This is a genomic window from Serratia sp. PL7, assembly GCF_945957435.1.
This window is the reverse complement of the sequence record NZ_CAMFLB010000015.1, coordinates 57,931-73,559: the sequence shown is the minus strand read 5'-3', so window position 1 is coordinate 73,559 and position 15,629 is coordinate 57,931. Positions and strand designations below refer to the sequence as shown.

Annotated in this window: 15 protein-coding genes; 5 read left to right on the top strand and 10 right to left on the bottom strand. The window is 58.9% G+C overall.

What is annotated here, in order from left to right; genetic code table 11:
* Window positions 1-54 precede the first annotated feature (54 nt).
* The 3 genes from feoA to greB all read right to left on the bottom strand — a co-directional run bounded on the left by feoA (window position 55) and on the right by greB (window position 3,850).
* Entirely contained in the window at window positions 55-279 is a 225-nt protein-coding gene (feoA, locus tag N6G83_RS36775; RefSeq protein WP_043139125.1) for a ferrous iron transporter A, read from the bottom strand.
* A 606-nt stretch (window positions 280-885) separates the two neighbouring features.
* Complete coding sequence (locus N6G83_RS36770; RefSeq protein WP_043138931.1) at window positions 886-3,219, bottom strand: Tex family protein; 2,334 nt, start codon at window positions 3,217-3,219, stop codon at window positions 886-888.
* 157 nt (window positions 3,220-3,376) lie between these two features.
* Window positions 3,377-3,850, bottom strand: coding sequence for a transcription elongation factor GreB (greB, locus tag N6G83_RS36765; RefSeq protein WP_025304551.1), 474 nt, complete (start codon window positions 3,848-3,850; stop codon window positions 3,377-3,379).
* Window positions 3,851-4,080: 230 nt separating this feature from the next.
* Between greB and cbpA the strand changes: the two genes are divergently transcribed.
* From cbpA to envZ, 4 genes are all read left to right on the top strand, one after another.
* Entirely contained in the window at window positions 4,081-5,037 is a 957-nt protein-coding gene (gene cbpA, locus N6G83_RS36760; protein ID WP_043138927.1) for a curved DNA-binding protein, read from the top strand.
* A gap of 5 nt (window positions 5,038-5,042) precedes the next feature.
* Window positions 5,043-5,348 carry a chaperone modulator CbpM gene (locus N6G83_RS36755; RefSeq protein WP_004930739.1) on the top strand — a complete coding sequence of 102 codons (306 nt, stop codon included), beginning with the start codon at window positions 5,043-5,045 and terminating at the stop codon, window positions 5,346-5,348.
* A 257-nt stretch (window positions 5,349-5,605) separates the two neighbouring features.
* Window positions 5,606-6,325, top strand: a complete 720-nt coding sequence (gene ompR / locus N6G83_RS36750) for a two-component system response regulator OmpR (RefSeq protein WP_004709363.1) — start codon at window positions 5,606-5,608, stop codon at window positions 6,323-6,325.
* The gene (gene envZ / locus N6G83_RS36745) at window positions 6,322-7,692 is read left to right on the top strand and encodes a two-component system sensor histidine kinase EnvZ (RefSeq protein ID WP_015379311.1); all 1,371 of its coding nucleotides are present in this window, start codon (window positions 6,322-6,324) and stop codon (window positions 7,690-7,692) included. The genes ompR and envZ overlap by 4 nt, the downstream gene beginning before the upstream one ends.
* Window positions 7,693-7,724: 32 nt before the next feature.
* Here the strand turns inward: envZ and N6G83_RS36740 are convergent, their stop codons facing one another.
* The 7 genes from N6G83_RS36740 to N6G83_RS36710 form a co-directional block, all read right to left on the bottom strand.
* Window positions 7,725-8,204: a type II toxin-antitoxin system VapC family toxin gene (locus N6G83_RS36740; protein ID WP_016930378.1), complete on the bottom strand. Its 480-nt coding sequence runs from the start codon at window positions 8,202-8,204 to the stop codon at window positions 7,725-7,727.
* A complete protein-coding gene (locus tag N6G83_RS36735; protein ID WP_004930730.1) occupies window positions 8,201-8,464 on the bottom strand; it encodes a FitA-like ribbon-helix-helix domain-containing protein in 264 nt (87 codons plus the stop codon). Before N6G83_RS36735 ends, N6G83_RS36740 begins: the two co-directional genes overlap by 4 nt.
* A gap of 126 nt (window positions 8,465-8,590) precedes the next feature.
* Window positions 8,591-10,210, bottom strand: coding sequence for a phosphoenolpyruvate carboxykinase (ATP) (gene pckA, locus N6G83_RS36730; RefSeq protein ID WP_043138920.1), 1,620 nt, complete (start codon window positions 10,208-10,210; stop codon window positions 8,591-8,593).
* Window positions 10,211-10,404: 194 nt separating this feature from the next.
* Window positions 10,405-11,283: an Hsp33 family molecular chaperone HslO gene (gene hslO / locus N6G83_RS36725; protein WP_025304548.1), complete on the bottom strand. Its 879-nt coding sequence runs from the start codon at window positions 11,281-11,283 to the stop codon at window positions 10,405-10,407.
* 25 nt (window positions 11,284-11,308) lie between these two features.
* Window positions 11,309-11,716: a ribosome-associated heat shock protein Hsp15 gene (gene hslR, locus N6G83_RS36720; RefSeq protein WP_025304547.1), complete on the bottom strand. Its 408-nt coding sequence runs from the start codon at window positions 11,714-11,716 to the stop codon at window positions 11,309-11,311.
* Window positions 11,713-12,393, bottom strand: a complete 681-nt coding sequence (gene yrfG / locus N6G83_RS36715) for a GMP/IMP nucleotidase (protein WP_025304546.1) — start codon at window positions 12,391-12,393, stop codon at window positions 11,713-11,715. The genes hslR and yrfG overlap by 4 nt, the downstream gene beginning before the upstream one ends.
* 99 nt (window positions 12,394-12,492) lie before the next feature.
* A complete protein-coding gene (locus N6G83_RS36710) occupies window positions 12,493-14,628 on the bottom strand; it encodes an intracellular growth attenuator family protein (RefSeq protein WP_025304545.1) in 2,136 nt (711 codons plus the stop codon).
* Between the two features lie 445 nt (window positions 14,629-15,073).
* Here N6G83_RS36710 and nudE point away from each other — a divergent pair, with 445 nt between their 5' ends.
* Window positions 15,074-15,628, top strand: coding sequence for an ADP compounds hydrolase NudE (gene nudE / locus N6G83_RS36705; protein WP_015379304.1), 555 nt, complete (start codon window positions 15,074-15,076; stop codon window positions 15,626-15,628).
* The last annotated feature ends 1 nt before the right edge of the window (window position 15,629 follow it).

Here is a 15,629-nt window from a genome sequence, read left to right as displayed (position 1 = left end):
GTGTCGTCTTCAAGGAGAACAGCGCCGGCGCAAGAGCGCGTCGGCAAACGGAGGTCAGGGCTGGCCGTCGAGCTGCAGCAGCGCCAGATCCTTCTTGCGCAGCACCAGGCTGACGCGGCGAGTTTTAATTTCTATCGGATCGCCCAGTGGCGCGACGCGCACTACGTCGAATGAAGAGCCAGGCAGCATGCCGAGCGATAACAATTTCTGGCGGTAGGCCGGCGCAATTTCACCGGAAAAGCCGACAATCTTATACGTGCGTTTAGGTTGAAGCTGCATGTGATTAACCTTCCGGGTGCCGATGAACATCGGGCTGATGATAATTGGACGTTGCCGGCGAAAATGCCACGCCGTCGGCGGTATTCATCCATAAGGTCATGCAATAAAGTGAGCGCAAATAATAGTAATTATCATTATCGCGTTCAATACAAAAAGTAAGGGTATTGTAACCAATTATTATGGTGACGGCAGTTTTTAATGGCGTTGTCTTGATTAACGATGTTTTATCACTGCTTGCACTTGGGAACAAATGAGAATGGCGAGTTAAATCAGTTACGTATTTGTAGCCGAGTTTTCTCGTTTGCAAATATCGATGGCTTTTTCCCTTTATTTATTTCCGCTGAAAGGCAATTCGATAACATTATTCCACCGTAATGCGAGCGGTAACCATTTGTGTTTCTCTCACAATTCGCGAGATGAAAAATGCGTGTTAACGGAGTTGTTAATAAATGGCTGCAGAAGGCATTTTTGTTGCCTGAATAATGGGAGGGTGGTCACTCAGGAACGGGAAATAAAAAGATGATGGTTTATTGAGACGGGTCAAGAAATGCAGCAAGTTTTATTCATCAGAAAGGGCGGAGCAGGCTCCGCCCTATTGGCTCTGACTTAGCGTTTCTTGCCGAATGCCGCCGCCAGCGCGTCGCCCATGGCGCTGTTGCCGGCCGGCGCCGCATTGCGCGGTTTGGCCTTGTTGCCGCCTGCCGAACGGTTGGCGTTGTCGCGTGCCTGTGCCGGCGCGTTGCCGCCGCGGCGCGGTGAACCTTCGCCCGGTTGCTCATCCAGGCGCATGCTCAGCGCGATGCGTTTACGCTGCAGATCGACTTCCATCACCTTCACTTTGACGATGTCGCCGGCCTTCACCACGGTGTGCGGATCTTCGACGAACTTGTCCGCCAGCGAGGAGATGTGCACCAGGCCATCCTGATGCACGCCGATATCCACGAAGGCGCCGAAGTTGGTGACGTTAGTGACCGACCCTTCCAGGATCATCCCCGGCTGCAGATCGTTGAGGGTTTCCACGCCTTCGGCAAAGGTGGCGGTTTTGAACTCAGGACGCGGGTCGCGGCCCGGCTTCTCCAGCTCTTTCAGAATGTCGGTGACCGTCGGCACGCCGAACTTGTCGTCGGTGAAATCGACCGCTTTCAGGCTGCGCACCGCCGAGGCGTTGCCCATCAGGTCCTGCAGCGCCTGCTCGGTGGCGGCCAGGATGCGCTGCACCACCGGGTAGGCTTCCGGGTGAACGGTGGAGGCATCCAGCGGGTTGTCGCCGTGGTTGATGCGCAGGAAGCCGGCGCACTGTTCGAAGGCCTTCGGCCCCAGACGGCTGACTTTCAGCAGCTGTTCACGGTTGCTGAAGCGGCCGTTCTCGTCGCGCCAGTTGACGATGTTCTGCGCCATCATGCGCGTCAGGCCGGCCACGCGGGTCAGCAATGGTACCGATGCGGTGTTCAGATCGACGCCGACGGCGTTCACGCAGTCTTCCACCACCGAATCCAGCTTCTTCGCCAACTGGCTCTGGCTGACGTCGTGCTGATACTGGCCGACGCCGATGGATTTCGGATCGATCTTCACCAGCTCCGCCAGCGGATCCTGCAGGCGACGGGCAATGGATACCGCGCCGCGCAGCGACACGTCGAGATCCGGGAATTCCAGCGCCGCCAGTTCTGACGCGGAGTACACCGATGCGCCCGCTTCGCTGACGATCACTTTCTGCGCCCGGACGTCGCTGAACTGCTTTTGCAGGTCGAGATAGAAACGCTCGGTCTCACGCGAAGCGGTGCCGTTGCCGATGGCCACCAGCTCTACATTGTGTTTGATGCACAGCGCCGCGACGATGGCGGCGGCTTTGGCCGCTTGCCCGGTGTGCGGGTAAACGGTGTCGGTGGCCACCAGTTTACCGGTCGCGTCGACCACGGCGACTTTCACCCCGGTGCGCAGGCCTGGATCGAGGCCCATGGTGGCGCGCATGCCGGCCGGCGCGGCCATCAACAGATCATGCATGTTGCGGGCGAACACGTTGATTGCTTCGTCTTCCGCGCGCTCGCGCACCGTGCCCATCAGCTCGGTTTCCAGGTGCAGGAGCACCTTGATGCGCCAGGTCCAGTTGACCACCGCCTTACGCCAGGCGTCGGCCGGGGCGTTGTTCAGGCGCAGGTTGAGGTGATTGATGATGATCAGCTCCGCCTGGCTTTCGCGCGGCGCTTCCTCAAATTGCGGATCGGCGTTCAGCGCCAGCTGCAGCACACCTTCGTTGCGGCCGCGGAACATCGCCAGCGCGCGGTGCGAAGGCACCTGGGAAATCGGTTCGTGGTGATCGAAGTAGTCGCGGAACTTGGCGCCTTCGTCTTCCTTGCCCTCGACCACTTTGGACACCAGATGGGCGTTTTTCCACAGGTAGTCGCGCACCTTGGCCAGCAGCGCGGCGTCTTCGGCGAAGCGCTCCATCAGGATATAGCGCGCGCCGTCGAGGGCGGCTTTCACGTCCGCCACGCCCTTGTCGGCGTCGACGTAGCGTTCAGCCAGCTGTTCCGGCTGCTGTTGCGGATCCTGCCACAGCGTGTCCGCCAGCGGTTCCAGACCGGCTTCGATGGCGATCTGGCCACGGGTGCGGCGCTTCGGTTTGTACGGCAGGTAGAGGTCTTCGAGTTCGGTCTTGCTCAGCGTGGCGTTGATCGCCCCCGCCAGCTGTTCGGTCAGTTTGCCCTGTTCATCGATCGACTTCAGGATGGTCTGACGACGATCTTCCAGTTCACGCAGATAACCCAGGCGGGTTTCCAGCTGGCGCAGTTGGGTGTCGTCCAGGCCCCCGGTGACTTCCTTACGATAGCGTGCAATAAAGGGCACGGTATTACCTTCATCCAGCAGACGGATGGCGGAGTCGACTTGCTCCGGCCGGGCCTGCAGTTCTGTTGCAATAATGCGGCTCAGTGGGTCATTCATAGGTCTGGTATCTGTATTGAGAACGGTGAATAAACAGGGGACAGTTATACGTATTGATCGCGGAAAATGCCAGTGGAGCGGGCCGCCGCCGCGCGGCCGCGGCGTGGAGAACAGCTCAGGCGGCGGCGTTGGCGGCGGTTCGGAAAAAGCTGAAAGCTTACTTCGGGTAGTTTATCTCATTTACGTACCACTGTGCCTCGCCCAGCGGCGTATTGACGGTGGCGATGTCCCCGACCTCTTTTTTCAGCAGGGCGCGCGCCATCGGCGCATCGATGGAGATGTAATCCTTGCGGCCGAAAATCTCGTCGTAACCGACGATGCGAAAGCGTTTGGTCTCGCCGTCGTCATTCTCCACCTCCACCCAGGCACCGAAGAACACCTTGCCTTCCTGCTGCGGGGAGTAATCGACGATCTTCAACTGCTCCAGGCATTTGGTCAGATAGCGGACGCGGCGGTCAATTTCGCGCAGCCGCTTCTTGTTGTACTGGTAGTCGGCGTTTTCGCTTCTGTCGCCCAGGCTGGCGGCCCAGGTCACTTTTTTGGTCACCTCGGGGCGTTCTTCACGCCAGAGGTAATCCAGCTCTTGTTTGAGCTTGTCATACCCTTCACGGGTTATCAGTTGAGTTCTCATCGTGATTTATCTTTATGGGGCCACCGCCACAGTGTACGTGAATGCGGGGGGCTTTAGAAATGGCGCGCGGGCCTGCGCCTTGTCGCACGGTTTTTATTCAGTTTGCGCAGCTTTTAACAATCGGGAGTATGCTTAGCGATAGCGGAAAAGGAATGTGACGAAAGGAGGATATCTGGCGAGAGAGACAAGGAATTTTGGCGCACAACCCAACACATTGAAGGTATTACCGCATGGAATTTAAAGATTACTACGCCACGATGGGCGTTGAGCCCAACGCCGATCTGAAAACCATCAAAACGGCCTACCGCCGGCTGGCGCGTAAATATCACCCTGACGTGAGCACTGAAGACGACGCCGAGAGCAAGTTCAAGGAGCTGGCCGAAGCCTATGAGGTGCTGAAGGACGACGAGCGCCGCGCCGAGTACGATCAGATCCGGCTGCACCGCAACGATCCGAACTTTGGCCGCCAGGCGCGCGGCGATCACGGCGGCTATCAGCAGAGCGCTTCATGGCACGGCGCTGACGCGCAAGACTTCTCCGACTTCTTCGAGAGCATGTTCGGCGGGCGTGCGGCGGGCGGGCACCGTTCCGCTTCGCACTCGCACGGCGGGCATGGCTTCCGCGGCCAGGATCTGGAGATGGAGGTGCCGCTGTTCCTCGAGGAAACGCTGCATGGCCAAAGCCGCGAGATCTCCTATACGCTGCCGGTGTATGACGAGCTGGGGCGGCAGGTGAGCGAAGCCAACAAAACGTTGAACGTGAAAATCCCGGCCGGCGTGGGCGACGGCGAGCGCATTCGCCTCAAGGGGCAGGGCGTTGCCGGCGTGGGCGGCGGCCAAAACGGCGATCTGTATCTGGTCATCCGCCTCGCGCCGCACCCGCTGTTTGAGATAGATGGCCACAACCTGAGCATCGTGGCGCCGCTCGCTCCGTGGGAAGCGGCACTGGGTGCCAGCATCGAGGTGCCGACGCTGACCGGAAAAATCGCGCTGACCGTGCCGGCCGGCAGCCAGAGCGGCAAACGGCTGAGGGTCAAAGGCAAAGGGCTGGCGGGCAAGAAAGAGCCCGGCGATCTGTATGTCATTCTCAAGGTGGTGATGCCGCCGAAGCCGAACGAGAAGGCCAGCGCCCTGTGGCGAGAGCTGGCTGAACAGGCGGCGTTCAACCCGCGCGCGGAATGGGAGTAAAGCACATGATGAAGAAAGAGATCACATTCACCGTGGTGGAGCTGTGTCAGCGAGTGGAGATTTCAGAGGATGAGCTGGTCGAGATCGTCGGCCTGGGCGTGATCGTGCCGTTGGAGCCGGCGCAGCCGCGCTGGGAGTTTGATTATCCGGCGCTGAGCCATCTGCAGCGCGCGCGCAGGCTGCGGGCCGAGCTGGATCTGGACTGGCCGGGGATCGCCATGGCGCTGACGCTGCTCGATCGGGTTGATGCGCTACAGCAAGAGAACCGGCAGCTGCGTAGGCAGCTGGCACGTTTCCTGCAGACCTCCTGACCCGACAGCTGAACGCCACCGGGCGCTTCCCCGGTGGCGAAATTGCACAAAATTGGGCCGCTGCCCCACATTGTGCCGATAAAGGGCGAAATTTTGACGAACCCCCGTCGACATTCACTGAAAATTGTTGATAAATGGGGAAAAGAATAAGCTTTGTAACAATTTCGTCTAGAATACATACCATTAAACGCTGTCTCAAATGGCAAGGTTTTCTAACAATATTCGAGTCAGGCAATAAAGCCTTTGGGAGTAATACCATGCAAGAGAATCATAAGATCCTGGTTGTCGATGATGACATGCGCCTGCGCGCGCTTTTAGAACGTTATTTAACCGAACAGGGCTTCCAGGTTCGCAGCGTTGCCAACGCTGAGCAAATGGATCGCTTGCTGACCCGTGAATCCTTCCATTTGATGGTGCTCGATCTGATGTTGCCGGGCGAAGACGGCCTGTCCATCTGCCGCCGTCTGCGTAGCCAGAGCAACCCGATGCCGATCATTATGGTCACCGCGAAAGGCGAAGAGGTCGATCGCATCGTGGGGCTGGAAATCGGCGCCGACGACTACATTCCTAAACCGTTCAACCCGCGTGAGCTGTTGGCTCGTATCCGCGCGGTGCTGCGCCGCCAGGCGAACGAACTGCCGGGCGCGCCTTCGCAGGAAGAGGCGGTGATCGCTTTCGGCAAATTCAAACTGAACCTCGGCACCCGCGAGATGTTCCGCGAAGACGAGCCGATGCCGTTGACCAGCGGCGAATTCGCGGTACTGAAGGCGCTGGTCAGCCACCCGCGTGAACCGCTGTCGCGCGATAAGCTGATGAATCTGGCGCGTGGCCGCGAATACAGCGCCATGGAGCGCTCCATCGACGTGCAGATCTCTCGTCTGCGCCGCATGGTTGAAGAAGATCCGGCGCATCCGCGTTATATCCAGACCGTGTGGGGTCTCGGCTACGTCTTCGTCCCGGACGGCAGCAAGGCATGAGGCGATTGCGCTTTTCACCGCGTAGCTCGTTTGCCCGAACCCTGTTGTTGATCGTCACTTTGCTGTTCGTCAGCCTGGTGACGACCTATCTGGTGGTGCTGAACTTCGCCATCCTGCCCAGCCTGCAGCAGTTCAACAAGGTACTGGCTTACGAAGTGCGTATGCTGATGACCGATCGGCTGCAGCTGGAGGACGGCACGCTGTTGGAAGTGCCGCCAGCGTTCCGTCGTGAGATCTACCGCGAGTTGGGCATTTCTCTCTACACCAACTCGGCGGCGGAGGAGAGCGGCCTGCGCTGGGCGCAGCACTACCAGTTCCTCAGCCAGCAGATGGCGCAGCAGCTCGGCGGGCCGACCGATGTGCGGGTGGAGGTGAACAAGAACTCCCCGGTGGTGTGGCTGAAAACCTGGCTGCAGCCCGATATCTGGGTGCGCGTACCGCTGACGGAAATCCATCAGGGCGACTTCTCTCCGCTGTTCCGCTATACGCTGGCGATCATGCTGCTCGCGATCGGCGGTGCCTGGCTGTTTATTCGTATTCAAAACCGCCCGCTGGTGGAGCTGGAACATGCGGCGCTGCAGGTGGGCAAAGGGATTATTCCGCCGCCGCTGCGCGAGTATGGGGCTTCCGAAGTGCGGTCGGTGACTCGCGCATTCAATCAGATGGCGTCGGGCGTCAAGCAGCTGGCGGACGATCGCACCTTGCTGATGGCCGGGGTCAGCCATGATCTGCGCACGCCGTTGACGCGTATCCGGCTGGCGACGGAGATGATGAGCGCCGAAGACGGTTATCTGGCCGAGTCGATCAATAAAGACATCGAAGAGTGCAACGCCATCATCGAGCAGTTCATCGATTATCTGCGCACCGGGCAGGAGATGCCGACCGAAAGCAGCGACCTGAACGCCATTTTGGGCGAGGTGGTTGCGGCGGAGAGCGGTTATGAGCGGGTGATTGAAACCGCGTTGTCACCGGGCGAACTGATGATGAACGTGCACCCACTGTCGATTAAGCGGGCGGCGGTGAACATGGTGGTGAACGCGGCGCGTTACGGCAACGGCTGGATCAAGGTCAGCAGCGGCCGCGAGCTGCAGCGCGGCTGGTTCCAGGTGGAAGATGACGGCCCGGGTATCAAGCCGGAAGAGTTGAAGCACCTGCTGCAGCCGTTCGTACGCGGTGACAGCGCGCGCAGCACCAGCGGCACCGGTCTGGGGCTGGCGATCGTGCAGCGTATTATCGACGCGCATGACGGCGAACTGGATATCGGCACCAGCGAGCGCGGCGGGCTGTTGATCCGCGCGTATATTCCGTTGCCGATGGAGAAAAAAGAGTCGACCAACGGTCATCAAACGGCCAGGGAAAACGCCTGACCTCTGATGTGGGCCGCGTCGCTGCGGCCCCGTCAGGACTTTCTGCTCATCACGTAGTATTCCGCCGCATCCTCATGCAACCGGCGGCCGGTCGGCGCCTGCCACGGATCGATTAATTCGATACCGCAGTGGAGGAAGTCTTTGGTATTGCGGGTGGCCAGGGCGGCACCGTAATGCAGGCAGGTGGCGGCGATTTGGGTATCCGGCACGCTCATCGCTTTACCCAGCAGCCGATTCCTTGCCGTCAATTCCGCGTATTGCATCGCGCACAGCCCATCAAACGGCAATATCTGCCCCTCGAACTTCAATTCAATGGCGTCCGCCAATTTCAGCTTGAGATCCCGCTGGCGCTTGCCGTCAGGCATGCAGGCGACGCCGCTGAACAGTTCGGCGAGGACAATGGCGCTGAGATAGAGCTCGTCATTGTCCTTTTCATTTAACCAGTTAATGACGTTGTAGTACGGGCTGGGACGCAGCGTTTCTGAAATGACGTTGGTGTCGATAATGATCATGCGTTGTCATCTTCATCATCAAAGGTGACGATGCGTGGCGGCACGGCGTCACGCGGTGGGATCTCCAGCTCAACGCCGCCGAATTCGGCGAAGTGCTGATGCATCCAGGTACCCAATCCATAGCGCGGCGGCTTTTTCACCAGCGCCTGTTTCAGGATCATGCGCGCTTCCTCTTCCATAGAATGGCCGTTTTTCGCCGCTGAGATACGCAGCAGCTCTTTGATTTCGTCGTCCAGATTTCTGACGGTGATAGTCGCCATTTAAACCTCCTTTGCTATCAATGATTGCATTGACTTATTCTCTCGCCTTGCTGGTTAAAAAGCAATCGATGAAAATAAAAAAAGGCGCGGGATCCGCGCCTTAGCTGAAGAGGTAACGCTACCGAATTACAGCTTCGGGCCGGCGCTAACCAGCGCGGCGCCCGCAGGCGTGTCGGTGTATTTGTCGAAGTTGGTGATGAAGCGCTCGGCCAGATCCTGCGCTTTTTCCTGCCACTGCTCGAGGCTGGCGTAGGTATTGCGCGGATCGAGGATTTCTGGGTTCACGCCCGGCAGCGCGGTCGGCATCGCCAGATCGAAGATTGGCAGGGTAACGGTTTCCGCCTTGTCGATTTCACCGCTCAGGATGGCGTCGATGATGCCGCGTGTATCTTTGATCGAGATGCGTTTGCCGGTGCCGTTCCAGCCGGTGTTGACCAGGTAAGCCTGGGCGCCGGCGGCCTGCATGCGTTTCACCAACACTTCGGCGTACTGCGTCGGGTGCAGTGACAGGAACGCAGCGCCGAAGCAGGCGGAGAAGGTTGGTGTTGGCTCGGTTACGCCGCGTTCGGTGCCGGCCAATTTGGCGGTGAAACCGGACAGGAAGTGATACTGAGTCTGGTTGGCGGTCAGACGCGATACCGGCGGCAACACGCCGAAGGCGTCGGCGGTCAGGAAGATCACTTTGGTGGCGTGACCCGCTTTGGACACCGGCTTGACGATGTTTTGGATATGGTAGATCGGGTAAGAAACGCGGGTGTTCTCGGTTTTCGAACCGTCGTTGAAGTCGATGCTGCCGTCGGCCAGCACGGTGACGTTTTCCAGCAGCGCGTCGCGTTTGATGGCGTGATAGATGTCCGGCTCGGCTTCTTCAGAGAGCTTGATGGTCTTGGCGTAGCAGCCGCCTTCGAAGTTAAACACGCCGTCGTCGTCCCAGCCGTGCTCGTCATCGCCGATCAGCTGACGCTTAGGATCGGTGGAAAGGGTGGTCTTGCCGGTACCGGACAGGCCGAAGAACACCGCCACGTCGCCTTTCTCGCCCACGTTGGCCGAGCAGTGCATCGAAGCGATGCCTTTCAGCGGCAGCAGGTAGTTCATCATCGAGAACATGCCTTTCTTCATTTCGCCGCCGTACCAGGTGCCGCCGATCAGCTGCATGCGCTCGGTCAGGTTGAAGGCGACGAAGTTCTCCGAGTTCAGGCCTTGTTGCTGCCAGTTCGGGTTGGTGCATTTGGCGCCGTTCATCACCACGAAGTCCGGCTCGAAGTCAGCCAGCTCGTCGTCGCTCGGGCGGATGAACATGTTTTTCACGAAGTGCGCCTGCCAGGCCACCTCGGTGATAAAACGCACTTTCAGGCGCGAGTCAGCGTTGGCGCCGCAGAAGGTATCCACCACGAACAGACGTTTGCCGGAAAGCTGCTCGGTGACCAGGTGTTTCAGATCGGCCCACACTTCCGGGCTGAGAGGTTTGTTGTCGTTTTTGCCTTTGCCCTGATCGGCCCACCACACGGTATCGCGGGTGATGTCGTCGCGGACGATGTATTTGTCTTTCGGCGAACGGCCGGTGAAGATGCCGGTATCGACGGAGACGGCACCCAGCTTGGTGACTACCCCACGCTCAAAACCTTCCAGAGATGGGTCTGTTTCTTCCTTAAACAGCAGTTCATAGCTCGGGTTGTGAACGATTTCGCTAACGTCGTGAATGCCGTAAGCGGCCAGATCCTGAGGGGTTATACCTTTAACGCGCATGTTACTACTCCTTGGTCACAGAATTTCTGGCGGCAATTGTAGGGATCTAACGGTGAGTAACCGCGATGGGTATCAAATATTTAACGTTTTAGGCGGTATTTCGTTACGATCTGAGAGATAGCACACGGAAAAAAGCAAACGTGCAAACGGCGGGCGTTGGCGGGCGCCGGGGGCGCCCGCCGAAAAGGTGTTACTTAGTGCAACTGGTCGCTTTCGCCGGTGTTACCCGCATACAACGCGGCAACATCAACCGGGTCAAAGACATAGTGGCTGCCGCAGTAGTCGCAGTGCATGTCGATGTTGCCGTCCTGCTCCAGCATGTCCGCCACTTCATCGGTCGGCAGGGTCATTAGCGCGTCGGCGCAACGCTGGCGCGAACAGGTGCAACGGAACTGCACGTCCTGCGGTTCGTACAAGGTGACCTCTTCCTGATGGTACAGGCGGTACAACACTTCGTTGGCCGGCAGGCCGAACAGCTCTTCGCTTTTGACCGTGTTGGTCAGTTGCACCAGATGATCGAAATCATCGAGGTTGCCGTCCTGCGCCGGCAGCACCTGCAGCAGCATACCGGCTGCTGCGGCATTGCCTTCCACTTCGCCGGTGCGGATGAACAGGCGGGTTGGCAGCTGCTCGGACTGGCGGAAGTAGGCTTCCAGGCATTCTGCCAGGGTTTCACCTTCCAGGCCGACCACGCCCTGATAGCGCTCGCCTTCCGTCGGGGAAATGGTGATGACCATGACGCCGTTGCCGATCATCTGATGCAGGGTGCTGTCGTCGGCGATAGGCGCCTGGGTGCGCGCAACGCCACGCATCTCCTGGCGGTTGTTGCCGTTGATCACGGCCAGCTTCAGCGGGCCGTCGCCCTGCAGCTGCACGGTGATGTCGCCGTCGAACTTCAGGGTTGCGGTCAACAGACTGGTGGCGACCAGCAGCTCGCCCAGCAGTTTTTGCACCGGTGCCGGGTAATCGTGGTTGTTCAGGATCTGCTGATAGGTTTCGCTGACGGTAACCAGCTCGCCGCGCACCGCGTAGTTTTCAAACAGGTAACGGTGCAATTGGTCATGGTTGGACATAATCTTCTCTCATTACGGTGAGGGGTTATTCCGGCTCACCAAATTTAAATTTCATCAGGTCGCGCCGCTCCTTTTTGTCCGGACGACGGTCCGGATGCGGCATGGTCAACGCGTTCATCTTGCGCGCCAGCGCCATTTTTTCGCGGTTGGCGATGCTGGCTTCGGTTTCCTGATACATTTGCTGCGCCTCGTTGGCACCGCGGCGTTGGCTGGTCAGCGCCAGCACGATCACCGTACGCTCTTCGTTGCCCTGCCGCAGCTTAAGCTCGGCATTGAGTTCGACAATCTTGCTCGGTTTGCCGCGCTGGCCGTTGTAATGCACCTTGCCGCCGTCGATCATTTCGCGCGCCAGCGCGCGAGTCTTATAGAAGCGTGCGGCCCACAGCCACTTATCCAGCCGGACCGCGTCGTCGCGCGTCGCTTTTTCCTTCATGCTTCCCCCTTGGCCAGCGCCGGTATCAGCAGACGGTAGTCGCGCATCGACGGATGGCGCTGGAAGCTTTTTTCCGCCGTGCTGGAGTCCGGGTTTTGCACGCCCAGGCAGTAACGAATGCCGAAAGTGCGCGCCGCGTCGAGGATAGGCTCGCCGTCGTCGACGAACAGCGTGCGCTGCGGGTTGAATCCGGTGTGCTGCTGCACCGCTTGCCACAGACGCTGATCTTCTTTCGGATAACCAAATGTGTGGGTGGAAAACAATAAATCAAGGTGCCGATCGAGGCCGGTATGCTCGATTTTCACCGCCAGGCTGTGAGGATGGGCGTTGGTCAGCAAAATGGTTTGCAGACCGGCGTCGCGCAGCGCCCGTAAAAACGGCTCGGTGTCTTCGCGCAGCCGCGCGCGGCTACCGACTTCGCTGGTCATGCGGTAGATGTCCAGATCCAACCGCTCGCTCCAGTAATCGAAGCAATACCAGTTCATGGTGTGCTGCACCGCCTGATATTCCCGTTCAATGATATGACGGGCTTCGTCGAACGGAATGGCGCGCCTTTCGCTCAGCGCTTGCGGCACCAGGCTGAGCCAGAAGTGGCTGTCGAATTCCAGATCCAGCAAGGTGCCGTCCATATCCAGCAGCACGGTATCGATCTGCGGCCAATCAAACTCGGGAACCATAAAAACTCCATGGGCGGATCGACGGGCGGTCCGCAGATGAGAATAATAGCGTTAGCGTAGCATAAGCAGATGACAGGGCGGAGACCCCCGGCGTCAGGTTCAGGCCATCGGCCGCATTGACATCGGATTGAGCTGCGGATTGAAGCAGCTGTCGTAGTAACGCTGGATATCGGCGACGCGGTGCTGATTGATGCGCCGACGCTGTACCAGCCGCCAGGCGTTATAGCCCAGGCTGACGACCACCGCCAGCAACAGCAGGCTGGTACCGAGGTAGCGCCACAGGGTGATCATGTCCGGTTCGCTGTGCAGCGCCACGTGGCGGGTGCCGTTGGCATCGACGCTGAGGCTGGTGATCACCCCCTGCGCCTGGAATGGGGTATGCAGCAGCAGAGTGGAAAGGCGCTGCAACTCATTCCACTGGTCAAGAGCGTTGTATTCGCTCTGCGGCGCTGAGGATTGCGGATGGCTGACCAACTGTCGACCTTCATCGCTGCGGATCAGGAAACCGCCCGGCGGCGGGCTGTTGAGCGCCGCGGCGGCCAGACGCGTTTCATTGAAGATGAACGACGACGTGGCCACTTTGGTCAGGCTTTCCAGCGACTCGGCGCTTACCGGGCGCAGTAGGACGTTGACGCCTTGCAGCGCGCCTGATCTGGCGCGTTTCACCAGGCCGCTCCAGTTTTTGGCGTTGCCCAGGTTGACCAGCGCGTTTTTCAGCCGCACACAGTCGTTTTCTGCCTGGCATAAATCCTGTGTTTTCAAAACGATATCAGAAAAGTCATCCAACAGGATCATGCCGGATTTCTCGATGGCGCTGGCCAGCTGCGGGTTGATCTTCTGATCGGTACCGCTCGGATGCAGCTGGCTGTTGACCGTGGCCAGCAGGGCCGTCGCTTTGTCTATGACTTCTGATTCCGGCTGCGGCAGCGGGGCGGCGTTGTTCCAGTAAATGCCGGAGCAATCGAACGGCGCAAAATTGACGGCGCCGCCACCGTTGGCCGGCGGCGGCACATAGCACATGCCGCTGCCGCGCACCTTCAGGGTGTCGCCGATGCGCAGCGGCGTAGCTTCCAGCGCCTGTACGCTGGTCACTTCCACTTTTTGCGCGCCTTGCAGCCAGGCCATGCTGAGGGTCAGCGGCAGATTGAGCGGGATATAGATCAGCAACAACAGCAGTACCAGTGCCGAACTGGCGACCAGCACCGCGTTGCGGCCCCACTGCTGCAGCGGAAAATTCTTCACTTCGTCATGCAGCGAGAGGAAACGGCCCTGGCGCACCACCTGCCGATTGAGGTAGACGTCCACATCGGTGGTCTTGCCCAAGTCTTGCGTCAGGTACGGCTGCCAGTGCGGCGGGTAGATAAGATCGATGATGCCGAGTGAAATGTTGCTGATCTGTCCCTGGCCGGATTCGCCGAACAGGCCCCAGCGCTTCGGCGTGCCGCGCAGGCAGTGGATCTCTTTCAGCTCGCGTGACGCCGGACGGCGGAACAGGTTCCAGCATCCCCAGGCGATCATCAGCACCGCCACGAAAATCATCCACGGGATCACCAGCACCGGGCTGATCAGGCTGAAGAACAGCAGCAGCAGCGCGGCGGAGATGATGACGGCTTCACGGATGCCGTTCGGCCGGTTCAGCGCATGCTCTTCCGGCGTTTCCTTACGAATGTTCACCAGCTCGACATGTTCGCTCTCTTCCTTGCGGATGGAAGCGTTTTTGGTCGGCGCGGCGGTCACCACCGGCGGCTGCGGCCGGTCGTGAATATGATCTTTCAGCGAGTGCCCGTTGAGCGAAATCACCAGCGGCAGCGTCTGGGTTCGGATCACTTCCACATGGTTGTCGGCGGTGATGTAGGGTTCCCAAAACGGCGGCAGATGTACCTCTTCGGCATCGAGGTAATAGCGCCATTTATTGGGATCGTCGCTGGCCAGACCGTAGCGGGTGATGGCGTGCGTGACGGGATAAACGTTATCGCTTTGCGGGGTGAGCGCCAGTTTGGCTGCGGGCAGCGTAGCGCCACCGCCGGGCAACAGTTTGTTGCTCAGCTTGTTTTGCTGATTGAGGTAGAACTCGACCGCGGCGCGCTCTTCATCGGTCAGCTTGCGGTGGGCAGGCTTGATAAACGGCAACGCGTGCGCCAGCGCCGACGGGTTGCGGGCCTTGAACCACAGGTACAGGCCGGCGGCAATCAGGCAGACAAGCACTAAGGCCAATATCAACACTATTGTGCTCATGCAATCCCCATCTCACACCCGTGAATTTCGCCAACCTGATGAAAAGCTGAATATTATACGGAGTAAACCGCCAGGAGGCACCCAGAACTAATGAGGGAACAAACAGATTCTCGCTCTGGATCTCATTCCTTCATGACGCAAGGCCATTTTATCACTGATTCTTGCCTGCGTGATACTAGCAACCGGCCTCTGCCGTCGATATCGGCATTATCCTATTTTCATGCGTGCTGTTTGCTGAATCAGTACGGAAAATCGCCCGCCGCTGGCTACGCTTGTTAAAAGAAAGTAAATTACTGTTCATGCTCGTTGCGGCGGAGCTTGCCCTTAACGCACAATGTGATCAGGATCGAATTTGGTCAGCATTTGAGCGCCAACGAGCCGTGCGTTACGCCAATCATTATTTCGGTTGCCCCGTCCACGCCTGGGTAACCTCTTTGAGGCAATCATGGATAAACACCTGCAAAAACCTAAAATTCTGAAAGTGGAAACGGTCGCGCGTTCGCGTTTGTTCAACGTCGAGTCGGTCGATTTGGAATTCAGCAACGGGGTTCGGCGGGTGTATGAGCGCATGCGGCCTTCGGATCGCGAAGCGGTGATGATCGTGCCGGTGATTGGCGATGACCTGCTGCTGATCCGCGAATATGCGGTGGGCACTGAATCCTATGAGCTGGGTTTCCCGAAAGGGTTGATCGATCCCGGAGAGGGCGTGCTGGAAGCGGCCAACCGCGAGCTGATGGAAGAGGTGGGATACGGCGCGAAGCGCTTTGATTTTCTCAGTAAGCTGACGATGGCGCCATCCTACTTTTCCAGCAAAATGAATATCGTGCTGGCCCACGATCTCTACCCGCAGAGCCTGGAAGGGGATGAACCGGAGCCCTTGCCGCAGGTGCGCTGGCCGATCGCCAACATGATGGCGTTGCTGGCGGAACCGGATTTCCGTGAGGCGCGCAACGTCAGCGCGCTGTTTCTCTCCGAGGCGTTTTTGCGCGCGTCGCGCTGAT